This window comes from Streptomyces sp. CB01201, assembly GCF_002803085.1.
In the GTDB taxonomy this organism is placed as follows: domain Bacteria; phylum Actinomycetota; class Actinomycetes; order Streptomycetales; family Streptomycetaceae; genus Streptomyces; species Streptomyces hundungensis.
Genome location: NZ_NNBJ01000001.1, coordinates 161,478 through 179,992, shown reverse-complemented (window position 1 = coordinate 179,992; position 18,515 = coordinate 161,478). Strand labels below are relative to the sequence as shown.

Annotated in this window: 18 protein-coding genes; 11 read left to right on the top strand and 7 right to left on the bottom strand. The window is 71.9% G+C overall.

Annotated elements, in window-relative coordinates; genetic code table 11:
• Window position 1: 1 nt before the first annotated feature.
• The 5 genes from CG740_RS00855 (at window position 2) to CG740_RS39430 (ending at window position 5,311) form a co-directional block, all read left to right on the top strand.
• Entirely contained in the window at window positions 2-2,905 is a 2,904-nt protein-coding gene (locus CG740_RS00855) for an NHLP bacteriocin export ABC transporter permease/ATPase subunit (protein ID WP_100572911.1), read from the top strand.
• Between the two features lie 27 nt (window positions 2,906-2,932).
• Window positions 2,933-3,061, top strand: coding sequence for a hypothetical protein (locus tag CG740_RS41480; protein WP_267895388.1), 129 nt, complete (start codon window positions 2,933-2,935; stop codon window positions 3,059-3,061).
• A gap of 5 nt (window positions 3,062-3,066) precedes the next feature.
• Complete coding sequence (gene htpX, locus CG740_RS00850) at window positions 3,067-3,972, top strand: zinc metalloprotease HtpX (protein ID WP_100573585.1); 906 nt, start codon at window positions 3,067-3,069, stop codon at window positions 3,970-3,972.
• Between the two features lie 63 nt (window positions 3,973-4,035).
• Window positions 4,036-4,614, top strand: coding sequence for a PspA-associated protein PspAB (gene pspAB / locus CG740_RS00845; protein ID WP_100572910.1), 579 nt, complete (start codon window positions 4,036-4,038; stop codon window positions 4,612-4,614).
• A gap of 136 nt (window positions 4,615-4,750) precedes the next feature.
• Window positions 4,751-5,311, top strand: coding sequence for a phospholipase domain-containing protein (locus CG740_RS39430; RefSeq protein ID WP_159030181.1), 561 nt, complete (start codon window positions 4,751-4,753; stop codon window positions 5,309-5,311).
• Window positions 5,312-5,398: 87 nt separating this feature from the next.
• On the opposite strand, the gene CG740_RS00835 is transcribed toward CG740_RS39430, so the two are convergent.
• The 5 genes from CG740_RS00835 to CG740_RS00815 form a co-directional block, all read right to left on the bottom strand.
• Window positions 5,399-5,872, bottom strand: a complete 474-nt coding sequence (locus CG740_RS00835; RefSeq protein ID WP_100572908.1) for a DUF3574 domain-containing protein — start codon at window positions 5,870-5,872, stop codon at window positions 5,399-5,401.
• Between the two features lie 71 nt (window positions 5,873-5,943).
• Window positions 5,944-6,894, bottom strand: coding sequence for a DNA-binding protein (locus CG740_RS00830; protein WP_100572907.1), 951 nt, complete (start codon window positions 6,892-6,894; stop codon window positions 5,944-5,946).
• Window positions 6,891-8,105, bottom strand: coding sequence for an MAB_1171c family putative transporter (locus tag CG740_RS00825; protein WP_100572906.1), 1,215 nt, complete (start codon window positions 8,103-8,105; stop codon window positions 6,891-6,893). The genes CG740_RS00830 and CG740_RS00825 overlap by 4 nt, the downstream gene beginning before the upstream one ends.
• Complete coding sequence (locus tag CG740_RS00820) at window positions 8,102-8,671, bottom strand: hypothetical protein (RefSeq protein WP_159030180.1); 570 nt, start codon at window positions 8,669-8,671, stop codon at window positions 8,102-8,104. The genes CG740_RS00825 and CG740_RS00820 overlap by 4 nt, the downstream gene beginning before the upstream one ends.
• 160 nt (window positions 8,672-8,831) lie before the next feature.
• Window positions 8,832-9,254: a secondary thiamine-phosphate synthase enzyme YjbQ gene (locus CG740_RS00815; RefSeq protein ID WP_100572904.1), complete on the bottom strand. Its 423-nt coding sequence runs from the start codon at window positions 9,252-9,254 to the stop codon at window positions 8,832-8,834.
• A 472-nt stretch (window positions 9,255-9,726) separates the two neighbouring features.
• Between CG740_RS00815 and CG740_RS00810 the strand changes: the two genes are divergently transcribed.
• From CG740_RS00810 to CG740_RS00790, 5 genes are all read left to right on the top strand, one after another.
• Complete coding sequence (locus tag CG740_RS00810) at window positions 9,727-10,605, top strand: ABC transporter permease (RefSeq protein WP_100572903.1); 879 nt, start codon at window positions 9,727-9,729, stop codon at window positions 10,603-10,605.
• On the top strand, window positions 10,578-11,342 hold the full coding sequence (locus CG740_RS00805; RefSeq protein WP_100572902.1) for an ABC transporter ATP-binding protein: 765 nt from the start codon (window positions 10,578-10,580) through the stop codon (window positions 11,340-11,342). Before CG740_RS00810 ends, CG740_RS00805 begins: the two co-directional genes overlap by 28 nt.
• A 139-nt stretch (window positions 11,343-11,481) precedes the next feature.
• On the top strand, window positions 11,482-12,516 hold the full coding sequence (locus CG740_RS00800) for an ABC transporter substrate-binding protein (RefSeq protein WP_100572901.1): 1,035 nt from the start codon (window positions 11,482-11,484) through the stop codon (window positions 12,514-12,516).
• Complete coding sequence (locus CG740_RS00795; protein WP_100572900.1) at window positions 12,516-13,724, top strand: LLM class flavin-dependent oxidoreductase; 1,209 nt, start codon at window positions 12,516-12,518, stop codon at window positions 13,722-13,724. Before CG740_RS00800 ends, CG740_RS00795 begins: the two co-directional genes overlap by 1 nt.
• Before the next feature lie 45 nt (window positions 13,725-13,769).
• Complete coding sequence (locus tag CG740_RS00790) at window positions 13,770-14,915, top strand: NAD(P)-binding domain-containing protein (RefSeq protein WP_199846327.1); 1,146 nt, start codon at window positions 13,770-13,772, stop codon at window positions 14,913-14,915.
• Here the strand turns inward: CG740_RS00790 and mltG are convergent.
• Together mltG and CG740_RS00780 are read right to left on the bottom strand one after the other, a co-directional pair.
• Window positions 14,875-15,705 (bottom strand): endolytic transglycosylase MltG, encoded by an 831-nt coding sequence (gene mltG / locus CG740_RS00785; RefSeq protein ID WP_100572899.1) that lies wholly within the window; start codon window positions 15,703-15,705, stop codon window positions 14,875-14,877. The two genes, CG740_RS00790 and mltG, sit on opposite strands and share 41 nt — an antisense overlap.
• A gap of 405 nt (window positions 15,706-16,110) precedes the next feature.
• Complete coding sequence (locus CG740_RS00780; RefSeq protein WP_100572898.1) at window positions 16,111-17,922, bottom strand: ABC transporter ATP-binding protein; 1,812 nt, start codon at window positions 17,920-17,922, stop codon at window positions 16,111-16,113.
• 116 nt (window positions 17,923-18,038) lie between these two features.
• On the opposite strand from CG740_RS00780, the gene CG740_RS00775 reads away from it, so the two are divergent.
• On the top strand, window positions 18,039-18,497 hold the full coding sequence (locus CG740_RS00775) for a MarR family winged helix-turn-helix transcriptional regulator (protein ID WP_100572897.1): 459 nt from the start codon (window positions 18,039-18,041) through the stop codon (window positions 18,495-18,497).
• Window positions 18,498-18,515 lie beyond the last annotated feature (18 nt).

Here is an 18,515-nt window from a genome sequence, read left to right as displayed (position 1 = left end):
GGTGACTTGCGTACCTCCCCTCGCCCACCCGGGCGCCGCCGGTCAGGACGCCGTGGTCGGCGCGCTCGGCGGTCTGGGGCAGCACATCGACTGCGCCGGGCTGCGCGCCTTCTCGCTCGAAGGGCCCCAGGTCCTGTGGCTCGTGGTGAGCGGCGCCCTGGACCTGTTCGCGGTGGACGCGGCGGAGCAGGGCCACTGGCACTTCCTCGGCCGGCTCGAACCGGGCACCCTGCTGCTCGGCCCCGTCGAGGGCCCGCAGCACACGCTGGTCGGGCGCCCGCTGCGGGAGTGCGTGCTGCGCCGCATCCCGCTGCGCGAGCTGTACCGGCATCCGGAATCCGCCGGCCGCGAAGCCGGGCACGGCGACGGCTACGGCGGCTACGGCGGCTACGGCGGCTACGGCGGCTACGGCGGGTATCCGAGCCGGTACGACACCGGTGACGCGGCCCTCAGCCTCCTGGAGCACGCCTTCTCGCTCGGCGTCGGCCGGGGCCAACGGGTGCTGTTCGAGGCCCCGTTGGACGGCCGCACCATGGTCGAGGAGTCGGTCGCGGACGACGACATCCTGTGGCTGCCGGTGGCGCCGGGAAGTGTGCAGTACGGAGCGGCCTTCAGCGCGGAGGCGGCCGGCGATCTGCTCGTGGACGGCGACCTGTGGCAGAGCATGGTCAATCAGCAGTACCGGCTGCTCGCCGCGCTCGACCGCTGGATCGAGCGCGTGGAGCGCGCCCACGAGGACCGGGCGGCCGCCGGGATCAAGGCGGGCGAGGACGTCCGCGAGGAGGCCGACCGCGCGCTCCTCACCTCCATCGGCCGCCCCCACAGGGCGAGTTCACGCAGGACGGCGTCCGCCGACTCGACGTACGCGGCCTGCCGCCTGGTCGCGGAGGCGGCCGGGATCACCCTCGCGGATCCGGGACTCGGCGGCGCGCTCAGCGACCGGGTCGACCCGGTCGAGCGGGTCGCCGTCGCCTCGCGGATCCGCACCCGGCCGGTGCGGCTCGACGGCCGCTGGTGGCGCGAGGATGCCGGGCCGCTCGTCGGCCACCGCACGAGCGGCACCCCGGTCGCCCTGCTGTGGCGGCGCGGCGGGTACGAGGCGGTGCATCCGGTGTCCGGGCGGCGCACCCGCGTGGACGCGGGCAGCGCCGGGGAGTTCGAGCGGCGGGCCGTCATGCTCTACCGGCCGCTGCCGGACCGGCCGCTCGGCCGGTGGGGGCTGCTCCGGTTCAGTCTGCGCGGCACCCGCCCCGACGCGCGCCGGCTGCTGCTCGCCGGTCTGGTGACGGTGGCGCTCGGCGCGCTGGTGCCGATCGCCACCGGCCAGGTGCTCGGGGTGTACGTGCCGAGGGCGCGGAACGGCCTCATCGTGCAGGTCTCGCTCGCCGTCATCGTCACGAGCGTCGTGTCGGCCGCGTTCATGCTGCTCCAGAACCTGACCGTGCTCCGCATGGAGGGCCGGATCGAGAGCACCCTCCAACCCGCCGTGTGGGACCGGCTGTTGAGGCTGCCGACCAAGTTCTTCGCCGAGCGCTCCACCGGTGAGCTGGCGAGCGCCGCGATGGGGGTGAGCGCGATCCGGCGGGTGCTCTCCGGGATCGGTCCGGTCGCCGTGCAGGCGGGCACGGTCGGGGCGATGAACCTCGTCCTGCTGCTGTGCTACAGCGTGCCGCTGGCGCTGGTGGCGGTCGCTCTGCTGATCGTCATCGCCGGTGTGTTCCTCGCCCTCGGGATGTGGGAGCTGCGCTGGCAGCGCCGCCTGGTCGAGCTGGGCAACAAGCTCAACAACCAGGCCTTCCAGACCCTGCGCGGACTGCCCAAGCTGCGGGTCGCGGCGGCGGAGAGCTTCGCGTACGGGGCATGGGCCGGGGAGTTCGCGCGCAGCCGGGAGCTCCAGCAGCGGGCGGGCCGCATCAAGAACCTGACGACCGTCGTCAACTCCGTCTATCTGCCGCTGTGTTCACTGCTGTTGTTCGTGCTGCTCGCCGGACCGGCCCGCGGCTCGCTCTCGGCGAGCGCGTTCCTGACCTTCAACACGGCCGTGACCATGCTGCTCACCTCGGTCACCCAGCTGACCGGGGCGTTCATCTCCGCGGCCGCGGTGCTGCCCCTGTTCGAGCAGATCAAGCCGGTGCTCGACGAGGCACCCGAGGTGCGCGGGGCGAGCACCCAGCCCGGTGCGCTCTCCGGGGAGATCGAGGCGCGGGACCTGTCGTTCCGGTACGGCGACGACGGCCCGCTCGTCCTGGACGGGGTGTCCCTGAAGGTGGCACCCGGCGAGTTCGTGGCGATCGTGGGACCGAGCGGCTGCGGCAAGTCGACGCTGCTGCGGCTGCTCATCGGCTTCGACGACCCGGTCTCGGGCAGTGTCCGCTACGACGGCCAGGACCTGTCGGCCCTCGACCGGGCGGCCGTGCGCCGCCAGTGCGGAGTGGTGCTCCAGAACGCCCAGCCGCTCGCCGGGTCGATCCTGGACTGCATCTGCGGGGCGGAGGTGTTCAGCCAGGAGGAGGCGTGGGAGGCCGCCGCGATGGCGGGTCTGGCCGAGGACATCAAGCGGATGCCGATGGGGCTGCACACCATGATCTCCGGCGGCGGGGCGATCTCGGGCGGCCAGCGCCAGCGCCTGATGATCGCCCAGGCGCTGGTCAGAAGGCCCCGCCTCCTCTTCTTCGACGAGGCCACCAGCGCCCTCGACAACGAGACCCAGCGCATCGTGACCGAGAGCACCCGCACCCTCGCGGCCACCCGGATCGTGATCGCGCACCGCCTCTCCACCGTCCTGGACGCGGACCGGGTGATCGTTCTGTCGGAGGGCCGCGTGGTGCAGCAGGGCCCGCCCGCCGAGCTTCTCGCCGACCCGCACGGGCGCCTGCACGAACTGGTCCGCCGGCAGCTGCGCTGAACGCCCGGCGCGGTGGCATGGTGGAGGGTGAGCACCACTTCACCGGTCCTGGAGAGCGCCATGATCAAGAAGAATGTGCCGTCCCGCCGCCGGCTCACGGATCCGGCCGCGCGGGCCCGTACCGGCATGCGACGCGCCGCTCCGGGGAGGGTGTGAAAGCCGTGCACAGTCGCTTCGAGCCCGACCGGCAGCTGACCGTACGCATGCTGGTCACGGTGTTCCTGCTCGGCCTGCTCTACGTGGCGTTCGTCGGGGCCCTGCTCGTCCTGCTCAAGTCGACGCTGGTGGTCGTCGTGGTGGCCGCGGCGGTCCTCGTGTCGCAGTACTGGTTCTCCGACCGGATCGCCCTGTACGCGATGCACGGCCGGGTGGTGACGCGCGAGCAGCAGCCCCAGCTGCACGGCATCGTCGACCGGCTGTGCGCGACCGCGGACATGCCGAGGCCGCAGATCGCCGTCTCCGACACGGATCTGCCCAACGCGTTCGCCACCGGACGCAACGCCGACCACGCGGTCCTATGCGTCACGACGGGGCTCGTGCGCCGCCTGGAGCCCGACGAGCTGGAGGGCGTCCTCGCGCACGAGCTGTCGCACGTGGCCCACCGCGATGTCGCGGTGATCACCGTCGCCTCGTTCCTCGGGGTCATCGCCGGGCTCGTCGTGCGCTTCGCGTTCTACTCCCAGCTGTACGGGGGCCGCGGCCGGCGCGACCAGAACACCATGGCGGTGCTCGCGGCCGTCATCGCCGTCTCGGCGGTGGTGTACTCGCTGAGCTTCCTCCTCATCCGCGCCCTGTCCCGGTACCGGGAACTGGCCGCCGACCGGGCCGGGGCGCTGCTCACCGGGCATCCCTCCGCCCTCGCCTCGGCGCTCACCAAGCTGGACGGGGACATCGCCCGCATCCCGAGCAAGGACCTGCGCACGGCAAGCGCGTTCAACGCCTTCTACTTCATCCCGGCGCTCGGCGACCACAGCCGCTTGGCCCGGCTCTTCTCCACCCACCCGAGCCTGGAGCAGCGGCTCGACGGCCTGGCCAGGATCTCCGCCGAGCTGGGCCGCCCGGCCTGAGGACAGGCGGGCCGGCCGGGGGGCGGCACGGCCTCCTCATTCCCCGCACGAAGGACGGAGCACATGGGTTTCCTGGACATCCTGCTCGGCCGCACCCGGCCCGCCGCGCCCGATCTTGACCGGCTGTTCGGCCTGCCGTCGGCCGCGGTCACCCTTCGGGCGGCGGCCGGATTCACGCCGACGGGCCGGGGTTCGGTGTGCTTCACGTCGGTGGAGGGCTCGGCGTTCGCGGGGATCCGCGCGGACATGACGGACCTGCTGAACGCGGACAGTGAACGGGACGCGGAATCGGTGGAGTTCAGCCGGGACGCCTACGGCTACTCGTGGCTGCTCTCCCGGCGCGCTCCCGACGACCTGACCTCGCTCGTCGGCGATCTGCACGCCGTGAACACCGCACTCGAAAGCAGTGGCTTCGGTACCCAACTCCTGTGTTCCCTGGTCGGGTTCGAGCACCCCGAAGGATCGTCGTTCTCCCTGGTGTACCTCTACAAGCGCGGCACCTTCTATCCCTTCGCGCCGCTGCCCGGGGAGAAGCGGGACAACGCGCTGGAGCTGCGCGTCCGGGCGGTCGTCGCCGACGACCTGCGCGTCGAGGGCGATCTGTCGCGCTGGTTCCCGGTCTGGGGCGCGCCGGGCCTGTGACACGGGGCGCGGGGCGCGGGCGGGCCGCGGGAGCCTCCAACAGGGCCTCGGGTAGCCGCAGTTGAACGCCGGGACATCGGCGCGCGTACTGGAGGACGTTCCTGCCCCGCCCCTCCCCCACCCCGAAGGGCCTTCCGTGAGGCACCTACCGAAGCAGCGGGCGGTCCGCTGGGCCGTTGCGCTCGCGGCCGCGAGTACGGTCGCGGGCACGGGCGCGGCACCGCCCGCGAAGGGGCCCGAACCGGCCGTCGCCGCGGTGGACGACTGTGCGCGGGGCGGTGTGGACGTCACCGCGCGCAACGAGGGCGACGTCCCGTTCACCTTCCAACTGGCGGGCGTGCAGGCCTCGGTGGAGCCGGGTGGCACGCGGACGATCCTGGTGCCGGTCGCCGACCGGCAGAGCTACCGGTTCAGCGTGCTCGGGCCCGGTGGTTTCCGCCAGGATGTCGCCGGTGTGCTCAACTGCGCCTCGCCCACTCCCGCCCCGACGCCCGCCGACGGTACGGACCGGGCGGCGGGCGCCGAGGGGGCGCCCGTCATCCGTCCCGCCCCCGCCGTGCCCCGCGGAAGCGCCGCGGGGGCGGGCGGCAGGCACCTCGCGTTCGCCGGGGTCACCGACCTGGACGCGCTGATCACTGGCGCGGTCCTGGTATTGCTCGGCGCGATGCTCTTGGTGGTGCGGCAGCTCTCGCTGTGAGCGTGCACGGGCCTTCGAGCGCCCGCACGCCTGTGAGCGTGTGCAGGTCGGCGCGCCTGTGCACCGGGCAGGTCGACCCGGGGCGGATCAGAAGCCGGCCTGGGCCTTGACGTCGGCGCGCCCGACGGATTCCAGCCCGTACATCGAGCAGTAGCGCTTGCGGATGTACTCGATGTCGGGGTTGTGGGTGCGGGCCTCTCCGGCGGGATAGAGCACCGTCAGCTCGTAGGAGATCTCCTTGTTGATGCTGCCGGTCTTGTCCCGCCACTGTCCCCGGCCCTGCTGGATGGTCAGACCGGAGGGGAAGCGGGGGGTGATCACGTCCGCGACGAACTTCATGAACTGGTCGTCCGTTATGGGTGGTTCACCGTTGTGGCGGCCTGTTCCGAAGTAGAGGTGGGTCGCCAGGTAGGGGCTTGTCGCGGCGGTGGCCTGTGACGTCTCCGCCGGTGTGACGGTCTTGCCGTAGGCGACCTCGGAGACCTGTCCGCCGGTGATGAAGAGGAGCGCGATCGCCACGAGGGCGGCGGCCGCGGGCGTGGACACCCTGATGTGCAGCATGTGATCCCTGTCTGTCGGGTTCTGGTGGGGATGGTGAGGGTGGTGCTGTCCTGCCGGCCCTGGCGGGGACCCTAGCGGGAGGGACCGTCCTGACAGCCACCGGGGGGCGGCGGCACGGATTCCAGCAGGAAGGCCGCCGCGGCCCGCAGGTTCACGGGCGCCTGTGCGCAGCCGCGCAGCCGGGCGGCGGTCCGGGCGAGGGTCTCGGTGGTCCTCGCGGAGCCGATGTCCCCGGCGTGCGGGGCGAGTTCGGCGATGAGTTCCTCGGCCTCGCGCCAGGCGTGGGCGCCGGTCAGCGCCGCGAGCAACTCGGCGGTGAACAGATGGCGGTAGGAGGGCCCGGGGGCGGTGGCGGCCTCGTGCAGGAGGGGGATCGCCCGGTTCCAGTCGCCGAGGCGGGCCAGCACCCAGCCGTGGTGGCCGGCGAGTTCGGCCCGGTCGATCCACCAGGCCCAGGGCGGGTCCTGGCGCGAGGCGCCGTCGAGGAACCGGCTCCGGGCGCGCGCGACGAGGCGGTCCGCCTCCCGCCGCCCGCCGAGCAGGGCCACCGCGTGGGCCCGCCGGACCAGGACCAGGGTGGCGACCAGCGTCGGCAGGGGCCGGGGCCCGGATACGCGGGCCGCGGCGTCCAGGGCGGCACGGGGGCGGCCGGCCCGGGTGTGCAGCATGCTCTCGTTGAGCAGCACCAGGCGGGCGGTGGCCCGGTCTCCGCAGCGCTCCGCGAGTGCCAGGGCCCGGGTGTTCATGCGGTGGGCCCGGCCGTCCAGGCCCGCGTCGAAGAGGATCCAGCCGATCACTTCGCAGAGTTCGGCGAGCGCCGCGAGCGTATCGGCGTCCCGGCCGTGCGGGGCGTCGGGGGCGGCCGTCAGCCCGGGGACGTTCGCCGTCAGCTCGCGTACGGCGCCGAGCGCCGCCGTCGCCCCGTGTGCCGCGTCCAGGGCCACCAAGCGTTCAACTGCCGTGCGCGCCACAGCGGTCAGGGCCCCAGTTGCCATGGCGTGCGGATGGGGCGGCTCGGTCATGAGGGGATTCTGTCGGGTGCGCGCACCGCCCGGCCCTGGGTGAGCGCGGTGAACGAGGACGCCACCTGCGTCAACCACTCCACCTCGTCGCGGAAGTCGTCGTACGGCGGGCGGGCCGGGATCTCGGCGGCGTCGGCCTCCGCCTCCCGCTCATCGGCCGGGCGGTCCAGGACGGCCCGCACCTGGAGCGCCTCGCCGAGCGGCGAGGTGGGGTCCTCGGGCAGGCCGAGGGAGCGGGCCACGCGGGAGAAGTCGGCGAGCGAGAGCGAGGTGCGGAGCATCAGCTGGCCGTCCCGTATCTCGATGACCCGACGGTAGAGGCTGTAGTGCGGATCGCGCGGCGGGATCAGGTCGCGCGCCCAGGAGTGGGGCGGGTCGAGCGCGATGTCCGGCGAGGCCTCGTAGAGGGCCCACCACAGGGGGCGCAGGCGCAGGTAGGAGCGGTAACTGCGCAGCCAGCCCCCGGCGCGGGTGAGGTGGATGCCCCAGGACGGGATGGTCCAGCCGGTGATCTGGAGCAGGGCGCCGATGGTGCCGCACGACCACTGGATGGGGTCGAGCTCGGAGGCGTCGAAGTGCAGTTGGGTGCCGGCGATCTGGATGCTGCGGGTGACGCAGTAGACCAGGATCAGGCTGGCGCCGACGGTGACCGTGCGCATGCCGACCTTGAGCCACTGCCGGTTCGCCATCTTGGTGAAGCGCAGCGAGAGCCGGACCGTCTCGAACTGCCCGATGCCGCAGATGACCAGGTAGAACGACATGTACAGCGCGTACCGGGAGTCCTGGATGCTGAGCAGGATCGTGGAGGTGGCCGTCTTGGCGCTGGCGACCGGGCTGACGGCGAGGGAGGCCACGATCAGGACGCACAGTGCGGCACCGAAGAACAGCACCCGGCGCCGCGCCCGGCTGCGGGCCTCCTCGGGCGGGGACGACCAGTACACGAGGACGACCTGCTGGGCCGCGGTGAGCACGACGACGGCCACCTGGACGATCAGCGAGGTGATGTTGGGCAGCCCGAAGATGTTGGAGATGTGCACCCTGAGGGCGTCCAGGTCGACCAGGAAGCTGATCCCGGAACACAGGAAGTAGACGCACAGCGCCCACAGCGCGACGTCGTGCCTCCTGCGCAGCAGGTCCGGCAGGCGGTAGCCGAAGGCCGCGATGCCGCCGAGCGCGCAGACCCAGGTGAGGACTCCGTTGACCGCGTTCATGACGGGTCCGCGTGGCCGACGCCGTTCTCTATGCGGGCGACGATCTCCGCGGCCTCCTCGGGCACGCCCCAGGCCGGCTCAAGCCAGCGCTTGGTGGCGCGGGCGAGGATCAGCGACGCCATCGTCTCGGCCTCCTGCTCCTCGTCGTCGCTGTAGCGGGAACGCATCAACATGCTCTGCACGACGGCTGGTTCGACATCCGTGAACAACTGACTCGTATCACTGTGATCGAATTCCACGGAACCGCGGTGCGCGAAGGCGATATGGGAGAGCTCATGGGCAATGATGTGTTCTTTGTGTGATGCGGAGGCCGCCTTCTCGTAAGCGATGATGTCGAAATCGTCGAGTTTCAGCCACAGACCGAAGAGATGACGTTCCGGGAAGGGCATCGGAATCAGATGGATCGGCCGCTGGTTCTGTGCGCTGAGATAGCCGTGCAGTTCATCAATGCCGCAGCCGTGCTCCATACCCCAGTCCGCGAGCAGCGCCTCACAGGTTTGACGAACCTTTTTGAGACGGCGCCTGAGCCGACGGTCCTCCGGCGACGGTAACGCAGAGCCAGACACCTTCATCCTTAGCCTTCCACGCCTTCCACGCCGGAGAAGCAGGCTGTCGCAATGCCGATTCGACTGGTTCCCGGGATTCAGGCTCCCGACCCCGGGCGGACAACGCGGCCATGATGCCACACCCTCAACTCACCCACTGTTGAAGTGGCTTTCACCGTACTCAGCCGAGAAAACTCAGCCGTACCTGGCGGTTCGGATTGTCCTTGTTCGTGTCCACCAGGCACACCGACTGCCAGGTGCCGAGGGCGAGCCGGCCGTCGACGACGGGCAGCGTGGCATGCGGTGGCACCAGCGCGGGCAGCACATGGTCGCGGCCGTGGCCGGGGCTGCCGTGCCGGTGCTGCCAGCGGTCGTCGGCCGGGAGCAGCGTGTGCAGGGTCGCGAGCAGGTCGTCGTCGCTGCCCGCACCGGTCTCCAGGACGGCGATGCCGGCGGTGGCGTGCGGCACGAAGACGTTGAGCAGGCCGTCGCGGCCTCCGGCGCGCTGCCGCAGGAACTCCGCGCAGTCCCCGGTCAGATCGGTGACCGTCTCGCGGGAGCCGGTCGTGAGGTTCAGTACATGGGTGGTGAAGGTGTCGGACATGCCTCCCATCTTCCCGCCGACCCACCCGGTACACGCGGCAGCCGCACCGGCGGCCTGCCCAACGGGCAAGATCGGGCGTCCGAGGAGCGAGACACCGTTGACCGCGTCCGGAACGGGTCGCTACGTTCACGCCATGTCGCGTACAGCCCTGCTCACCACGCGCGGTCACATCGACCTGCTGCGGGTGGCGTCCGCCGCTTGTTGTTGTCGCGGCTGCTGACGTCCCCTTCCGCCCCTGCGGCGCCCGACGGCCCCTTCCCCGGCCGGTCGCGGTTGTGACGTCCTTCCCGGCACCTTCGTACGCCTCCTTCTCCACCTGAGCCCCGCCGCCGCCCGCTGACGCGTGCGGCCGGTCGGCACGCCCCGTACCACCGCCCCGTATGGCCCCGCTTCGGCGTGGGCCCGTGCCGTGGTGCGGCGGCCGACGCTGCCGGGGCCCCGGGTCCCCGCTACTCACGACCATGGAGCCCCCATGACCGTCGACCATGCCCCGCCGGACGTATCCGCCCCCGTCGAAAAGGCCACGCCACCCGTCGGCCCCGCCCTCGAACCGGTTGTTCCCGCCGCCGCCCGGCGCGGCCCGCTGCGCTCGGTGCCGCGCTGGCTGCGCCGAACGGTCGGGCCGGTGGCCCTGCTCGTTCTGTGGCAAGTCCTCAGCGCCACCGGGGTGTTGAGCCCCGACACCCTCGCCTCGCCCGGCACCGTGGCCCGCGCCGGAGCCGATCTGGTCTCGGACGGCACACTCCCCTCGGCGATGGCCATCTCGCTCCAGCGGGTCGCCGTCGGCCTGCTCATCGGCGGCGTGGCCGGGATCGCCCTCGCCCTGGTGTCCGGGCTCTCCCGGCTCGGCGAGGACCTGGTCGACGCCACCGTGCAGATGCTGCGCACCGTGCCGTGGGTCGGGCTCATCCCCCTGTTCATCATCTGGCTCGGCATCGGCGAGGCGCCGAAGGTCGCCCTGATCGCGCTCGGCGTGGCCTTCCACCTCTACTTGAACGTGTACGCCGGCATCCGGGGCGTGGACGCCCAACTCGTCGAAGCCGGGCAGGCGTTGGGCCTGGGTCGCTGGGGTCTGGTGCGCCATGTCGTGCTGCCGGGCGCGCTGCCCGGCGCGATGACCGGCCTGCGCTACTCGCTGGCCACCGCCTGGCTGGCCCTGGTCTTCGGCGAGTCCATCAACGCGGACGCCGGCATCGGATTCCTGATGAACCAGGCCCGCGAGTTCTTCCGCACCGATGTGATCGTCGTCTGCCTGGTGGTGTACGCCTTCCTCGGCCTGCTCGCCGACGCCGTCGTCCGCACTCTCGAAAGGCTGCTCCTGCAATGGCGACCGACCTTCACCGGCCAGTGACCGGCACGGCGACCGCCGACGCCGTCCGGGTCGAGGGCCTGACCCGCGCCTTCGACGGGCGGCCGGTCATCGACGGGCTCGATCTCACCCTGCGCGCCGGGGAGTTCACCGCGCTGCTCGGCCGCAGCGGCTGCGGCAAGTCCACCCTGCTCCGGGTGCTCGCCGGGCTCGACCGGGAGATCGAGGGCACGGTCCTCGTGCCCAGACGGCGGGCCGTCGCCTTCCAGGCGCCCCGCCTGATGCCGTGGAAGCGGGTGTGGCGCAATGTGCTGCTCGGGCTGCCCGGCAAGCCCGAACGGGCCGTCGCGGACAGCGCGTTGGAGGAGGTGGGGCTCGGCCACCGGTCCGGGGCCTGGCCCAAGACTCTGTCCGGGGGCGAGGCCCAGCGCGCCTCGCTCGCCCGGGCCCTGGTGCGCGAGCCCGATCTGCTGCTGCTCGACGAGCCGTTCGGCGCGCTCGACGCACTGACCCGGATCAAAGCGCAGCAGCTCGTCGCCGAGCTGTGGCAGCGGCGCGGCTGCGCGGTGCTGCTCGTCACGCACGACGTGGACGAGGCCCTGCTGCTCGCCGACCGCGTCCTGGTCATGCGGGACGGCGCCATCGCGCACGACACTCCCGTCCCGCTGGACCGGCCCCGCACCGTGGGCGCCCCCGGCTTCGCGGCGCTGCGCTCCCGCCTGCTGGGCGAACTGGGCGTGGAGCAGCCCACGGCACCCGGTTCCGCCTCGGCCGCCTAGCGCCGCCGCCTCCGGTTCCGTCCCGGCCCCCGGCCGCGGCACCGGAACCCGTCCGCCGTGAACCCCGACCAGCTCCGCACACCCGGCACCCCCACGAACACCGCACCCCTGCGAACACCGCAAAGGAAAGAACGTACCCATGCGACGCCACACCCTGCCCGTCCTGATGCTCGTGCCGCTCACCGCGCTCCTGGCCGCCTGCGGCGGGAACTCGGCCGCCGACAGCAAGACCGGATCCGGCTCGGGCTCCGGCTCGGTCACGCTCAACGTCGGTGACCAGAAAGGCGGTTCGGAGGCCATCTTGAAAGCGGCCGGTGAACTCGACCACCTCGACTACAAGATCAAGTGGTCCACCTTCACCTCCGGGCCGCCGCTGCTCGAAGCGGTCAATGCCAAGGCCGTCGACATCGGCGCGGTCGGCAACACTCCCCCGGTGTTCGCCGCGGGCGCCGACTCCAAGATCAAGGTGGTGGCGGCAAGCCACGGTTCGTCCGCGGGCGAGGCGATCCTCGTTCCCGAGGGCTCGCCGCTGAAGAAGGCGTCCGATCTGCGGGGCAAGTCGATCGCCGTGGCCCAGGGCAGCTCCGCCCACTACCAGCTGCTCGCCTCGCTGAAGAACGCCGGGCTCGGCATCGGTGACGTCAAGCTCAACTACCTTCAGCCGGCCGACGCGCTGGCCGCCTTCAACCGCGGCAAGGTCGACGCCTGGGCGGTGTGGGACCCGTACACCTCGCAGGTCCTCGGCTCCAAGAAGGGGCGGATCCTGACCACCGGCGAGGGCCAGGTCAACGGCCTCAGCTTCCAGGTCGCCGCGCCCGGGGCGCTGGGCGACCCGGCCAAGGCGAAGGCGATCGGGGACTACCTCCAGCGCCTCAACCGCGCCCAGGACTGGGTGTTCCAGCACCCGGAGGCCTGGGCGAAGGTCTGGTCGAAGGAGACCGGGCTGCCCTACTCGGTGGCGCTGGACTCGGTGAAGCGCAGCAACGGCACCCGGGTCCCGGTCGCCGTGGACGACGCAGCCATCGCCTCCGAGCAGCAGATCGCCGACACCTTCGCCGGTCTGAAGCTGATCCCGCGCCGCTTCACCTTCAAGGACTACGTCGACACCCGCTTCAACGGCTCCCTGCCCGCCTCCACCACCGCTCCCCGCTCGTACGGAAAGGCCTCTTCCTGATGACCGTCCATCTGCACTGGTTCCTGCCCACCGGCGGTGACGGCCGGACCCTGGTCGACCGGCACGCCTACACCGACGGCGGCATCAAGCGCTCGCGGATCACTCCGGTGACCGGGGTGCGGGCGCCCGACATCGAGTACCTGGCCCAAATCGCCAAGGCGGCCGAGCAGTTGGGGTTCGAGGCGGTCCTGACGCCGACGGGCACCTGGTGCGAGGACGCCTGGCTGACGACGGTCGCGCTCGCCCAGCACACCGAGCGGCTGAAGTTCCTGGTCGCCTTCCGGCCCGGCGTCATCTCCCCCACGCTCGCGGCCCAGATGGCGGCGACGTACCAGCGCATCACCCGCGGCCGGCTGCTGCTCAACGTGGTGACCGGCGGCGACTCGACCGAGCAGCGGCGCTTCGGCGACCATCTGGACCACGACCGGCGCTACGCGCGGACCTCGGAGTTCCTGTCCGTCGTGCGCGGGGTGTGGAGCGGTCTGCCGTACGACTTCCACGGCGAGCACTACCAGGTGGAGGGCGGTCTGACCGCGCTGCCGCCGGACCCGCTGCCGGAGATCTTCTTCGGGGGCTCGTCGCCCGCGGCCGGGCCGGTGGCCGCCGATCACGCGGATGTGTATCTGACCTGGGGCGAGCCGCCCGCCCAGGTGAAGCAGAAGATCGACTGGATCCGGGGGCTCGCGGAGGAGCGCGGGCGCACGGTGCGGTTCGGCATCCGGCTGCACACCATCTCGCGGGACTCCGCGCGCGAGGCGTGGGCCACGGCCGATCGGCTGCTCGGCGATCTCGACGCGGAGACGATCGCGGCGGCCCAGCAGGCGCTCGGCAAGAGCGAGTCGGTGGGCCAGCAGCGGATGCTCGCGCTGCACAACGGCTCGCGGGACGGACTGGAGATCTCGCCGAACCTGTGGGCGGGCGTGGGCCTGGTGCGGGGCGGGGCGGGTACGGCGCTCGTCGGCAGCCACGCGGACGTGGCCGACCGGATCGAGGAGTACCACGACCTCGGGGTCGAGCACTTCGTCCTGTCCGGCTATCCGCACCTGGAGGAGGCGTACTGGTTCGGCGAGGGGGTGACCCCGGAGCTGGCCGCGCGCGGGCTCCTCGCGACCATCCCGGCCTCGCCGCTGCTCGGGGTGCCCGCGGCCAACGGACGCCCGGCCTCCGCGCCCGGCGGCGCCCCGCTGCTGGTGGGCGGCGGCCGCTGAGCGAAGCCCGGGAAGATCCCCGCACCCCGCGTGGTTGGCAGAACCGTGAACGACTTCGGGGTGCGAGACGTGGACGTGGTGGTCATAGGCGCCGGGCAGGCGGGCCTGTCCGGCGCCTACCATCTGCGGCGGGCGGGCCTGGAGCCCGGCCGTGGCTTCGTGGTGCTCGACCACGCGCCGCGGCCGGGCGGCGCCTGGCAGTTCCGCTGGCCCTCGCTCACCTACGGCAAGGTGCACGGGATGCACGCCCTGCCGGGCATGGAGCTGACGGGCGCTGACGCCGACCGCCCGTCCGCGGAGGTCATCGGCGCGTACTTCGCCGCGTACGAGGACGCCTTCGGCCTGCGGGTGCACCGGCCCGTCGATGTGCGTGCCGTGCGGGAGGGCGAGGGCGGCCGGCTGCTCGTCGAGACGTCGGAGGGCGACTACGCCACCCGCGCGCTGATCAACGCCACCGGGACCTGGGACCGGCCGTTCTGGCCGCGCTATCCGGGTCAAGAGACCTTCCGGGGGCGGCAGTTGCACACGGTGAACTATCCGGGGCCCGAGGAGTTCGCCGGGCTGCGGGTGATCGTGGTGGGCGGCGGGGCCTCGGGCACCCAGCATCTGATGGAGATCGCCGAGGTCGCCGCGGACACCACCTGGGTGACGCGGCGCCCGCCGGTCTTCCGCGAGGGCCCTTTCGACGAGGACGCCGGGCGCGAGGCCGTGGCGATGGTCGAGGAGCGGGTACGGCTGGGGCTGCCGCCGCGGAGCGTGGTGTCGGTGACGGGACTGCCGTTGAACGACGCGGTGCGGGCGGCGCGCGCCCGGGGTGTCCTGGACCGGCTGCCGATGTTCGACCGGATCACCGAGCACGGGGTGGCCTGGAACGACGGACGGAGCGTCGAGGCCGACGTCATCCTGTGGGCCACCGGGTTCCGCCCGGTCATCGACCATCTCGCCCCGCTGCGGCTGCGCGAGGCCGGCGGCGGTATCCGTCTGGAGGGTACGAGGGCGGCCAGGGACGAGCGCGTCCATCTGGTCGGCTACGGCCCCTCGGCGTCCACGATCGGCGCGAACCGGGCCGGCCGTTCGGCGGTACGGGAGATCAAGCGGCTGCTCGATCGCGGGCTCGGCCCCGAGCCGAGCCCCGCACCCGGTCCCGGTGTCAGCCCGCGCCCGCTGTCGACTTCTTCTGGTTCTCGTTGAACTCCCGCACGTTGAGCCGCTGTTGGGCGTAGCTGTCGGTGAAGCGGGTGTCTCCGGGGGCCACCGTCACGAAGTACAGCCAGTCGCCCGGGGTCGGGTTGATGGCGGCTTCGACGGCCTCCTGGCCGGGGTTGGCGATGGGGGTGGGCGGCAGGCCCTTGTGCTCATAGGTGTTGTACGGGCTGTCGGTCCTGGTGTCGCCGGTGGTGGTGGCCAGCGTCGAGCGGTTGAGCGCATAGTTGAGCGTGGAGTCCATCTGGAGCGGCATGCCGCGGGCCAGGCGGTTGCGGATGACCCGGGAGACCTTGCCCATGTCGGCCGTGGTGTCGGCCTCGGCCTGCACGATTCCGGCGATGGTCACGATCTGATAGACCGTCAGAGCGCTCCCCTTCGCTCCCGCAGTGATGCGGTCCTGCCCGAAGCGCTTGTTGGCGGTCTCGACCATGTAGGCGAGCAGACCGGCCGGAGTCGTGTCGTCCGTGACCGGGTAGGTCGCCGGGAACAGATAGCCCTCGGGGTTTCCCTTGGCCTCGGCCGGAAGCTTGAGGCCGGCCGTCGCCACGGCCTGTTTGGTGGTGCCGGGCGGCACTTCGAGGCGCTTGTCGACGGCCGCGTACACCTGGCTCGCCCGCCAGCCCTCGGGCACGAGGAGGGTGCGGGCCGGGGCGCCTGTCGGGCGCAGCACCAGGACGAGCACCACGGCGATCACCAGGAGCAGCGCGAACAGCAGCAGGAGCAGCCGGCCGCGGCGGGTCACACGGGGGCGTCGACGGTCTGCGGTCTCGCTCATGGCGGCACGCTACCCCCATAGATCGGACAAACAAGACATCCAACCGGGATCGACACGCGCGATCCCGCCCCGTGACGAACACACGAACAGGGGATCGGGTGTTCGCCGGTACGCGTGATCGTCATGGGATTCGTTGCTCAACCCCCTGGTGGCGAAGGATGCTTGTAGGGCGCAAGCGACGGGCTGCAGACCGGGGTTGCGCGGTCCCACAGCGGCGTTGTTCCCACGCCGCAATCGCCTGTACAAGGAGAAAGCACCACCATGAACCTCATCACCGACCTGCTCGCCGGCGTCCTCCACTTCATCGGCTGGCTCGTCTGACGATCGTCACGCCCGGCGCCGTCGTTCCCCGTCCCACGGGAGCGGCGGCGTCGCCGTGCGTCCGGTCGCCATGTGTCCAGCGGTTCAGCCGCGGACGGGGGCGAGCTGCGCATCCCTGCGGACCAGGGCCGCGTACCGGCCGTCCTGGTCGAGCAACTCCTCGTGGGTGCCGCGCTCGGCGATCACTCCGCCGTCGAGGACGACGATCTGGTCCGCGTCCCGCACGGTGGACAGGCGGTGGGCGATCGTGATGGTGGTGCGGCCCTCGGACAGCGCGTCGATGGCCTGCTGCACCGCCTGTTCGGTACGGGTGTCGAGCGCGCTGGTCGCCTCGTCGAGGATGAGGACCGGCGGGTCGCGCAGGATCGTCCGGGCGATGGCGAGGCGCTGCTTCTCACCGCCCGAGAACCGGTAGCCGCGCTCGCCGACGAGGGTGTCGTAGCCGTCCGGCAGCGAGGCGATGTGGTCGTGGATCTGGGCCGCGCGGGCGGCCGCCTCCAGTTCCTCGTCGGTGGCCCCGGGCTTGGCGAAGCGCAGGTTCTCGGCGACCGAGGCGTGGAAGAGGTAGGTCTCCTGGGAGACCACGCCGACCGAGCGGGCCAGGCTGTCGAAGTCCAGCTCGCGCACATCGACCCCGTCCAGCGTCACGCGCCCACCGGTCACGTCGTACAGCCGCGGCACCAGGTAGCTGAGCGTGGACTTGCCCGAGCCGGTGGGGCCGACGACCGCGAGGCTGCCGCCGGCGGGCACGGTCAGGTCGATGCCGGAGAGGGTGGGCCGCTCCTGCTTGTCGTCGTAGTGGAAGTCCACGCCCTCGAAGCGGACCGCGCCGCGCGCCTGCGGCAGCCGTACCGGCTCGGCGGGCTCGGTGATGTCCACCGGCAGGTCGAGGTATTCGAAGATCCGCTGGAAGAGCGCCAGCGAGGTCTGCATCTGGACGCCCGTGGACAACAGGCTCACGGCGGGCCGGAACAGACCCTGCTGGAGCGAGACGAAGGCGACCAGGGTGCCGATGGAGACGGAGGGGCCGCCGGCCTGGAGGGCGAGCCCGGCCGCCCAGTAGATGACGGCGGGCATGGCGGCCATGACGATGCCGATGGTGGACATGCGCCAGCGCCCGGCCATGTTGGAGCGCACTTCGAGGTCCACCAGGCGCTCGGACTCGTCGGCGAAGTTCTTGGTCAGGGAGTCGGCGCGGCCCATGGTGCGGCCGAGCAGGATGCCGCTGACCGAGAGCGATTCGGTGACCTCGGCGGCCATCGCGGCCATCTGCTTCTGGCGCTGGGTGGTGATCTTCTTGCGTTCGCGGCCCACTCTGCGGCTGATCCACACGAACACGGGGAGCAGGAGCAGCGAGACGCAGGTCAGCCGCCAGTCGAGCGCGAGCATCGCGACGACGGAGGCGACCACGGCGGTGAGATTGGAGACCAGCGAGGTCGCGGTGGAGGTGACGGTCGCCTGCATGCCACCGATGTCGTTGGCGATCCGGGACTGCACCTCACCGGTGCGGGTGCGCGTGAAGAACGCGAGCGGCATCCGCTGGAGCTGGGCGTAGACGCCGGTGCGCAGGTCGTGCATGACGCGCTGGCCGACGGTGGTGCTGATGAGCGTCTGGAGGACGCCGAAGACGCTGTTGACGACCGCCGTGGCGATCATGCCGAGGGCGAGCAGGCTCAGCAGGCCCGTGCGGTTCTGCGGAATGGCCACGTCGAGGATCTCGCGCAGCAGGAACGGCGAGGCGACCGAGACGAGCGAGGAGGCGGCGACGAGCAGGCCGACCACGGCGAGCCTGCCGCGGTAGGGGCGGAAGAGGCCGAGGATGCGGCGGATCTGCGCCGGCTCCTGCGGCTCGGAGCCGCGGGGCGGGGGCGTCCAGGTGGATTGTTCGGGGCGCATGGGCTCCTTCGACGGGTGTGAGGGCGTCCGCCCGGGGGCGGCGCGATGATGACTTCGGGAGCATAGCTCATTGTTACCTATACTCACAATGAACCAGGTCCTGTTATTGTTCCCGTATGCAGCCACACATTTCCCGGGCCCCCGACGCCGACGGCCTGCTGGCCGAGCAGTTGCTGCGGCTGACCCGCCGACTGCACCGGATCCAGAAGCAGCACCTGGAGCCGGTGGGCATCACGCCCGCGCAGTCCCGGCTGCTGCGCACGCTGGCCCACTGGAGCGAGCCGCCGCGCATGGCCGACCTGGCCGCCCGCCTGGAGGTCGTGCCGCGCGCCGTGACCACGCTGGTGGACGCCCTGGAGGAGAGCGGGGACGTGCGGCGGGTGCCCGATCCCAGCAACCGCCGGGTCATCCGGATCGAGCTCACGGACGCGGGCCGCGCCACGCTGCGGTCGCTGCGCAGCGCGCGCCGGGGCGCCGCGGAGGAGATCCTGGCTCCATTGGACGCCGACCAGCGCGAGGTGCTCGGCGGACTGCTGACGGCTCTGGTGGACGGATCCCCGGAGCACCGCTGCTGACGGACCCGAGGAGGCCGT